General features: G+C 64.3%; 12 protein-coding genes. 5 read left to right on the top strand and 7 right to left on the bottom strand.

All coding sequences use genetic code 11. From position 1 onward, the window contains the following. The coding region (locus tag VR74_RS19340; RefSeq protein ID WP_045699610.1) for a citrate synthase at positions 1-614 on the top strand (614 nt) is incomplete at its 5' end. A 72-nt stretch (positions 615-686) separates the two neighbouring features. Beyond that, positions 687-914, top strand: coding sequence for a hypothetical protein (locus VR74_RS19335; protein ID WP_045699608.1), 228 nt, complete (start codon positions 687-689; stop codon positions 912-914). A gap of 28 nt (positions 915-942) precedes the next feature. Here the strand turns inward: VR74_RS19335 and VR74_RS19330 are convergent, their stop codons facing one another. Further along, complete coding sequence (locus VR74_RS19330; RefSeq protein WP_045699606.1) at positions 943-1,326, bottom strand: VOC family protein; 384 nt, start codon at positions 1,324-1,326, stop codon at positions 943-945. A 113-nt stretch (positions 1,327-1,439) separates the two neighbouring features. On the opposite strand from VR74_RS19330, the gene soxR reads away from it, so the two are divergent. Continuing rightward, positions 1,440-1,910, top strand: a complete 471-nt coding sequence (soxR, locus tag VR74_RS19325) for a redox-sensitive transcriptional activator SoxR (RefSeq protein WP_045699628.1) — start codon at positions 1,440-1,442, stop codon at positions 1,908-1,910. Here soxR and VR74_RS19320 read toward each other — a convergent pair. The 4 genes from VR74_RS19320 to VR74_RS19305 are packed head-to-tail and all read right to left on the bottom strand — an operon-like array spanning position 1,907 to position 3,614. Continuing rightward, entirely contained in the window at positions 1,907-2,155 is a 249-nt protein-coding gene (locus VR74_RS19320; protein WP_045699605.1) for an HNH endonuclease signature motif containing protein, read from the bottom strand. The genes soxR and VR74_RS19320 overlap by 4 nt on opposite strands. Next, positions 2,152-3,039: a bifunctional methylenetetrahydrofolate dehydrogenase/methenyltetrahydrofolate cyclohydrolase FolD gene (folD, locus tag VR74_RS19315; RefSeq protein WP_045699604.1), complete on the bottom strand. Its 888-nt coding sequence runs from the start codon at positions 3,037-3,039 to the stop codon at positions 2,152-2,154. The genes VR74_RS19320 and folD overlap by 4 nt, the downstream gene beginning before the upstream one ends. Further along, positions 3,036-3,317 carry a DUF167 family protein gene (locus VR74_RS19310; RefSeq protein ID WP_045699603.1) on the bottom strand — a complete coding sequence of 94 codons (282 nt, stop codon included), beginning with the start codon at positions 3,315-3,317 and terminating at the stop codon, positions 3,036-3,038. The genes folD and VR74_RS19310 overlap by 4 nt, the downstream gene beginning before the upstream one ends. A 3-nt stretch (positions 3,318-3,320) precedes the next feature. Continuing rightward, complete coding sequence (locus VR74_RS19305) at positions 3,321-3,614, bottom strand: YggT family protein (RefSeq protein WP_045699602.1); 294 nt, start codon at positions 3,612-3,614, stop codon at positions 3,321-3,323. Positions 3,615-3,769: 155 nt separating this feature from the next. On the opposite strand from VR74_RS19305, the gene VR74_RS19300 reads away from it, so the two are divergent. After that, positions 3,770-5,011 carry an MFS transporter gene (locus VR74_RS19300; protein ID WP_299951379.1) on the top strand — a complete coding sequence of 414 codons (1,242 nt, stop codon included), beginning with the start codon at positions 3,770-3,772 and terminating at the stop codon, positions 5,009-5,011. Here the strand turns inward: VR74_RS19300 and VR74_RS19295 are convergent. Beyond that, on the bottom strand, positions 5,001-5,372 hold the full coding sequence (locus VR74_RS19295) for a VOC family protein (RefSeq protein ID WP_045699624.1): 372 nt from the start codon (positions 5,370-5,372) through the stop codon (positions 5,001-5,003). The two genes, VR74_RS19300 and VR74_RS19295, sit on opposite strands and share 11 nt — an antisense overlap. A 152-nt stretch (positions 5,373-5,524) precedes the next feature. On the opposite strand from VR74_RS19295, the gene VR74_RS19290 reads away from it, so the two are divergent. Next, positions 5,525-5,764, top strand: a complete 240-nt coding sequence (locus tag VR74_RS19290; protein WP_045699600.1) for a hypothetical protein — start codon at positions 5,525-5,527, stop codon at positions 5,762-5,764. 33 nt (positions 5,765-5,797) lie between these two features. On the opposite strand, the gene VR74_RS19285 is transcribed toward VR74_RS19290, so the two are convergent. Then, a complete protein-coding gene (locus VR74_RS19285) occupies positions 5,798-6,568 on the bottom strand; it encodes an SDR family oxidoreductase (RefSeq protein ID WP_045699598.1) in 771 nt (256 codons plus the stop codon). Positions 6,569-6,682: the final 114 nt, after the last annotated feature.

The raw sequence follows: 6,682 nt of genomic DNA, 5'->3' as shown, positions 1-6,682 counted from the left end.
CGATCCACGAACGGCTGGGCAAGGCATGGGGGCTGGACCGCCATGGCGCAGACTTGGTGCGGCGCGCGCTGGTGCTGCTGATGGACCATGAACTCAATGCGTCGACCTTTTCGGCACGGGTCGCTGCTTCGACCGGCGCATCGCTTTCCGCCTGCGCGCTGGCGGGACTATCGACCCTGTCGGGACCGCTGCATGGCGGCGCGGTGGCCGGTGTGCTGGCCTTCCTCGTCGAGGCGGCGGCGCGGGGGGCTGAAGGGGCGGTCAGGGCACGCCTCGACGAGGGCCGCGCCCTGCCCGGCTTTGGCCACCCGCTCTATCCGGGCGGTGACCCGCGCGCGAAGGAACTGATGTCACGCTTCCAGCCGACCGGCACGATATCGGCGGTCGAGGCCGCAGCGGCGCAAGAGGCCGGGCAGGCACCGAATGTCGACTTTGCCATTGCGGCCATGATGCAGCGCTTTGCCCTGCCGGCAGATGTTGCGTTCACGATATTCGCTATCGGGCGCTGCATCGGCTGGCTCGGCCATGCCATGGAGCAGATCGAGACCGGTTCACTGATCCGGCCCCGGGCGCGCTATAGCGGACCCATGCCCGGCACGGCCCGCCATGCGTGAGACCGCACGCACGAGCGGAACCGGCCGGACGCTGCGGCGTAGGATTAAGACACCAATCGGAGGCCGCTGGTCATGAGCAAAATCATCACGTCCATTTTGGCTTTCGTCTGCATCGTCTTCCTCGTGACGCTTGGCTTCTTCTACATCCAGGAAGGCTCGTTCGAGGCGGCTGGTGCCCGCATGGATGCGGTGCTGACCGACCTGCCTGAAGATGCCGCCCGCGCCGCAAGCGATACGGCCGATTCAGCTAATGAAGTGATCGAAGACATTGCCGACGGCCCGGACGACGAGAATCGCTGAGACCGTTGGCTGAGCTGACGAGGCCGGATCAGGCGTAGGACAGCACTTCGTATTCGACATTGTCGTAATCGTGGAAATAGAAGCGGCTGCCGGGATCATAGGTCTGGTGGGAGTGCGTGACGAAGCCGGCATCGAGCACGCGGCGTTCGGCAGCGGCAAGGTCGTCGACGATCACGCCGACATGGTTGAGGCCGCCTTGGGTATTGTACGAGACCTGTTCGGGCTGATCCGTCTCGCCGGGGGAATAGAGCGCGATATAGGCGGAGTCTGTGCCGACATGCGCGGTTGTGCCATTGGCCCTGGACGGGCCTTTCCAGCGGACGTGCCAGCCGAAGATGCGCTCCAACATTCTTGATGTGCGATCAATGTCGCTGACGGTGATGTTGATGTGTTCGAGGGTTCCTGTGGTCATGTGCCGGGTCCTGTCTGCGGCAGGGCATTCGAGCCTGCCTGTGGTGAGGGACCTTCCTTGTAATTTCTCAACCTAACTTGAGATCAAGCTATTTTTCTGCTATGCGCCAGCGCATGAAAACAACGGATCTCATTGCCATCGGACAGCTTGCGGCGCGCACGGGCGTGTCTGTCTCCGCCATCCGCTTTTACGAGGACAAGGGCCTGATCCGCGCGATGCGGAACGCGGGCGGCCAGCGCCGCTTCCTGCGGTCGGATGTGCGGCGCCTGTCCTTCGTGATGATTGCGCAGCAGCTGGGCTTCTCGATTTCTGAGATTGTCGACCTGCTTTCCGGCCTGCCGCAAGAGCGCACACCGACCAAAGCCGACTGGTCGAAAATCAGCGCCCACTTCCGCGCGCGGCTTGACCAGCAGATCGAGACGCTTGAACTGACCCGCGACCGGCTGGATGTCTGCATCGGTTGCGGGTGCCTGTCCCTGTCAAATTGTGCGCTCTACAATCCGGACGACCGCGCGGCGCGCCTCGGCCCGGGCCCGCGCTACCTGATGGAACGCGACGGCGCAGCGAAAGCGGCCGAAGCCTAACCCCGCCCCTTGCGCTTGTTGCAGACGGCATGGGCGAGCTGGAGATTGGATTCGTGGTCAGGGCCGCCGCGACCCAGCGCATGGATATGGTCGAAGGTCGGGCGCTGTTTCTTCCACACCGTGGCATGGCCGACGGAGAACCGGGTTGACGGCATGGGCTTGCCGCACAGGGCGCACTTGCCCCCCTGCGCCTGCCAGAGACGCTGAAACAGTTTTGTGGACGGTGGCGCGAACTCCTGGCTCACAGGCCCTCCGGCACGGCCCATCCGCGGCGGGCGCAGGCGGCCAGAACCGTATTGCGCAGCAGGCAGGCAATGGTCATCGGGCCGACACCGCCGGGAACGGGCGTGATGTGGGCGGCAACGGTTTCGCAATCGGCAAAGTCTGCGTCGCCGACGAGGCGCGTCTTGCCCTCGCCCTTTTCCGGCGCGGGAATGCGGTTGATGCCGACATCCACGATTGTGGCGCCGGGCTTGATCCAGCCGGCCTTGACCATGTTCGGCCGGCCGACCGCCGGCACGAGAATGTCGGCCGTGCGGCAGACGGCAGGCAGGTCAGCCGTGCGGCTGTGGGCGATGGTGACGGTGCAGTTTTCGGCGAGGAAGAGAAGCGCGGCGGGTTTGCCGACAAGGATGGAGCGGCCGATCACGACGACATGCTTGCCCGAGAGGTCCCCGCCCATCGCGCTCTTGGCCAGGATGACACAGCCGGTTGGCGTACAGGGGCGCAGGCCCGGCTTGCCGAGGGTGAGGCGTCCGGCGGACACTTCCGTCAGGCCATCGACATCCTTGTCAGGGTCGATGCATTCAATGGCGCTGTGCTCGTCGAGACCTTTGGGCAGCGGCAGCTGCAGCAGGATACCGTCAATCGACGGGTCGGCATTGAGCCGGGCAATCAGGTCTTCGACCTCGGCCTGGGTCGCGGAGGCGGGCAACTGGTGGTGAACCGAGACCATGCCGGCCTCTTCGGTGAGGCGCACCTTGGAGCGGACATAGACCTGGCTGGCGGGATCCTCGCCGACGAGGACGACCGCAAGGGCCGGCTGGCCGGGCAGCTGTGACACGGCGGCCGCCACTGTCTCGCGTACACTGGCCGCAACCGCGGTGCCATCGATCCGTTTTGCACTCATTCCCGCATCATCCCTGCCAGCGCGTCCGCCAGATCTGGCGGCCCGTCAATCTCGAGGCCTTTTAACCGGTTCTTGCCGCCCGTCACCACCCTGACGGCAGACTTCGGCAGGCCAAGGTGTTTCGCGATCAGTTTTTCCACGGCGGCATTGGCCTTGCCGTCCTCGGGCACGGCGCGCACGCGCACTTTCAGGTAGTGCCGCCCGGCCGCATCCGTTTCAGGGCTTTCGATCCGGTCGGCGGACGCATTCGGCTGCACGCGAACGGTGAGCCGGTGCATGCGCTAGAAGGGCGCAACCGTGTAGCCGTAGCGCACGATCAGGCGTTGCAGGAAGAAGATGATCAGGAGCACGGCCATGGGCGTGAGGTCGAGCCCGCCGAGCGGCGGGATGATCCGGCGGACCGGCGCGTAGACCGGCTCCGTGATCCGCTCAAGCCCGCCCCAGATGCTGCGCACGGTGGGATTGGTGATGGACAGGACGTTGAAGGCCACCAGCCAGGACATCACCGCCTGGACGATAATGATCCATGTGGCGATGTTCAGGAGGAACAGAATGACGTCCAGGATCGCGCGCATTGAAAATACTCCGGAAACAGCGTGAGTTCAAAATGTCACTTAGGGTGTGTTGGCGCCCCAGTGCAAGGTGGGCGCTGCCGGTTTACCCTGCGACATGGTTTGCAAGGGGCGCCGGCGGGATAAGGTCTAAAGGATCGGAATCAGGGGATGAGCGCATGACGGAGTTGGAAAAGCCCCTGCGTCCGCTGACCGGGATGCAGCAGGCCATGATCGCCCTCGCCATGACGGCGATGGGCGCGGGCATGACCATCAATTTCGTCGTGGTGGCGCCACTCGCCCGCAAGGCCGGGCTCACCGAAATCGAAGTCGCCGGCATCCTGACGCTGTCGACCGTGATCTACACGATCATGATCCCGATCTGGGGCCGGATTGCCGACCGGGTGGGCCGCAAGCGCGTGATGGTGTTCTCGCTTTTCGCCATGGGCCTGACCAATATGGCCTTCCTGTTCGCGCTGAGCGCCGCCCTGGCGGGCGTGGTGACCGGCCTGACAACCTTCCTGCTACTGGTCTTCACCCGGCTCTGGTTCGGCCTGCTATCACCCGGCCTGCAACCTGCCGCCATGGCCGCGATGACGGATGCCACGACCCCGCTGACCCGCGCAGGAGGGCTGGGCATGCTGGGCGCGGCGATGAGCGTCGGATCCATCCTCGGCCCGGCCGGCGCGGCTGTTCTGGCGCCGTTCGGCGCGCTGGTGCCGCTCTGGGGCACGATCATTCTCAACCTGATCGTCGGGGTCATCCTTGGCATGGTCCTGCCCCGCAGCCGCGATCGGGTGCGCGAGAGCCACCGGCCGTCACCCCTCTCCTTCACGGACGCGCGCGTGCGCCCGCACCTGATGTTCCTGCTGATCTATTTCATCGCCATCGGCATGATCCAGCAAACGGTGGGCTGGTTCATCGAAGACCGCTACGGCTTTGTCGACACGGCCGCACGGACCGCAGGCGAGGCGGCCGTCCTCTACACGGGCATCATCTTCTCCTGCCTCGCCTTTTCGATGATTGTCGTCCAGTTCGGCTATATCTCGCCGCGCAGGCCGGACCCGCGCCGGATCCTGCCGATCGGGCTGACCCTGGTGACGATTGGCTATATCTGCGCAGACGCGTTCCACCCCTTCTGGGCCATGTGCCTGAGCTTCCTTGTCGTCGGTGTCGGCGCCGCGCTCGCCGTGCCGGCAGCCAATGCGCTTGGCAGCCTGTCGGTGTCACGCGAGGAGCAGGGATCGGCCGCTGCCCTTCTGGCCGCGGCCCCGCCTGCAGGCTTCATCTTCGGCCCGCTGATCGGCGCGACGCTGTACTCCGTCATGCCGAGCCTGCCGCTTGTCGCATCGGCTTTGATTGTAGGTATCCTGGCCGTCTACGCCTTCATGGTGACGGCCCGCAAACCGCTCAGCCCATGATGAAGGCGTTCAGTTTGTTGCCGTCCGGATCGCGGAAATAGGCGGCATAGAAGCCGCTGTCGCCGCGCGGCCCCGGCGCGCCTTCATCCGTTCCGCCATTGGCCAGGGCAATATCATGGAGGCGGTGGACCTGGTCCTTGTCCTTTGCCTGCAGCGCCACCATCGTGCCATTGCCGGCACTGGCCGGCTTGCCGTCGAAGGGCAGCGTGGCTGCGACGCCCGCCGCGCCGCCGGGCGTGCCCCAGGCGATGAATGTATCAAAGTCCATCATCCGTCCGGTGCCCATCTCTTTCGCGATGGCGTCATAGAATTTCGCCGCGCGGGCGAGGTCAGAAGTTCCAAATGTCACATAGCCGATCATGTCGTCCTCCCAGTTGCCAGACGGCATGAACATAACATGAACATACTTCTGCTGCAAGCCGGCCGATTGGCGGAGTCGCGGACACCGGATCGGAACTTCTCTGCGGCACGGGACTTGTTTCAGGGAGGCTGCAGACAAAAAGGAACTCTTTCATGTCCACTCGTTTGGCAATCACTCTTCTGATCTATGGCATGGTCCAGGCTGTCCTGTTCGGTGCCGGGGCCGTGGCCGTCCTGGCAACGCCGCTGAGGGACCAGGCCGCCATCATGCTGCCGCTTGTTGTCGTCGTCAGTGCCGGGCTCGCCATTCCGTTCGCATGGAAGATCGCGCCGCTCATGCGCGCCGCCCACCAGCGCCGGATGGCCCGCCGGAACGACCTCAACCATGCCTGACCTGAAGGGGCCGCCGCCCGGCGGCCCCCGAGATCACATCGCGGAAATGCCGCCATCGACTTTCAGTTCGATGCCGGTCACCAGCTTGCTCTCGTCCGAGGCGAGATAGAGCACCGCATAGGCGATATCGTCGGGCTCACCCACCTTGCCGAGGGGAATCTGGCGGCCAAGCTTGGCGAGCGCCTCTTCCTCGCCGAACATTTCCTTCGTGCGGTCGAGGATCGGCGTGTTGATGAAGACAGGGTGGACCGAGTTACAGCGGATCTGGCCGCCTTTCGCACAATGCAGCGCAATGGATTTCGAAATGTGCCGCACGGCCGCCTTGGCGGTGTTGTAGGACACGTAATTGGCGCTGGCGATGATGCCCGCGATGGACGAGATATTGATGATCGAACCGAGGCCATGGGCGCGCATAAGGGGGATGGCATACTTGCAGCCGAGGAAGATGGAATCGACATCCACCGTCTGCACCTTCTTGAACATGTCGTAATTCTCGTCCTCGACCGAGCCGAGCGAGCCGATGCCGGCATTGTTGACCAGCACGTTGAGCCCGCCCATCGCCTCGTGCGCAGCGGCGAGCACTTCCTGCCAACGCGCTTCATCCGTGACGTCATGCTGGAAGGCAAAAGCCGTGCCTGCGCCATGGGCCGCGTTGATTTCGGTGGCCACTTTTTCTGCGCCTGTACCATTCACATCCGTCAGCGTGACCTTGGCGCCTTCCTTGGCGAGCATCTTGCCGATGGCCTCGCCGAGGCCCTGCGCGCCGCCGGTGACGAATGCCATTTTTCCCTGAACCCTGCCCATGCCTGTTTCCTCCTGATTTTTTGTGCGGTCTTCTCCCTAGCAGGCCAAACACATGGCGGCCAATCGCATTCTTTCCGGAACCCGCCCGGAATCCGCTTGATGAGCGCGCCATTC

This window comes from Hyphomonas sp. BRH_c22 (genome assembly GCF_000961795.1).
Taxonomy (GTDB): domain Bacteria; phylum Pseudomonadota; class Alphaproteobacteria; order Caulobacterales; family Hyphomonadaceae; genus Hyphomonas.
This window is presented reverse-complemented; position numbering and strand designations above follow the sequence as displayed.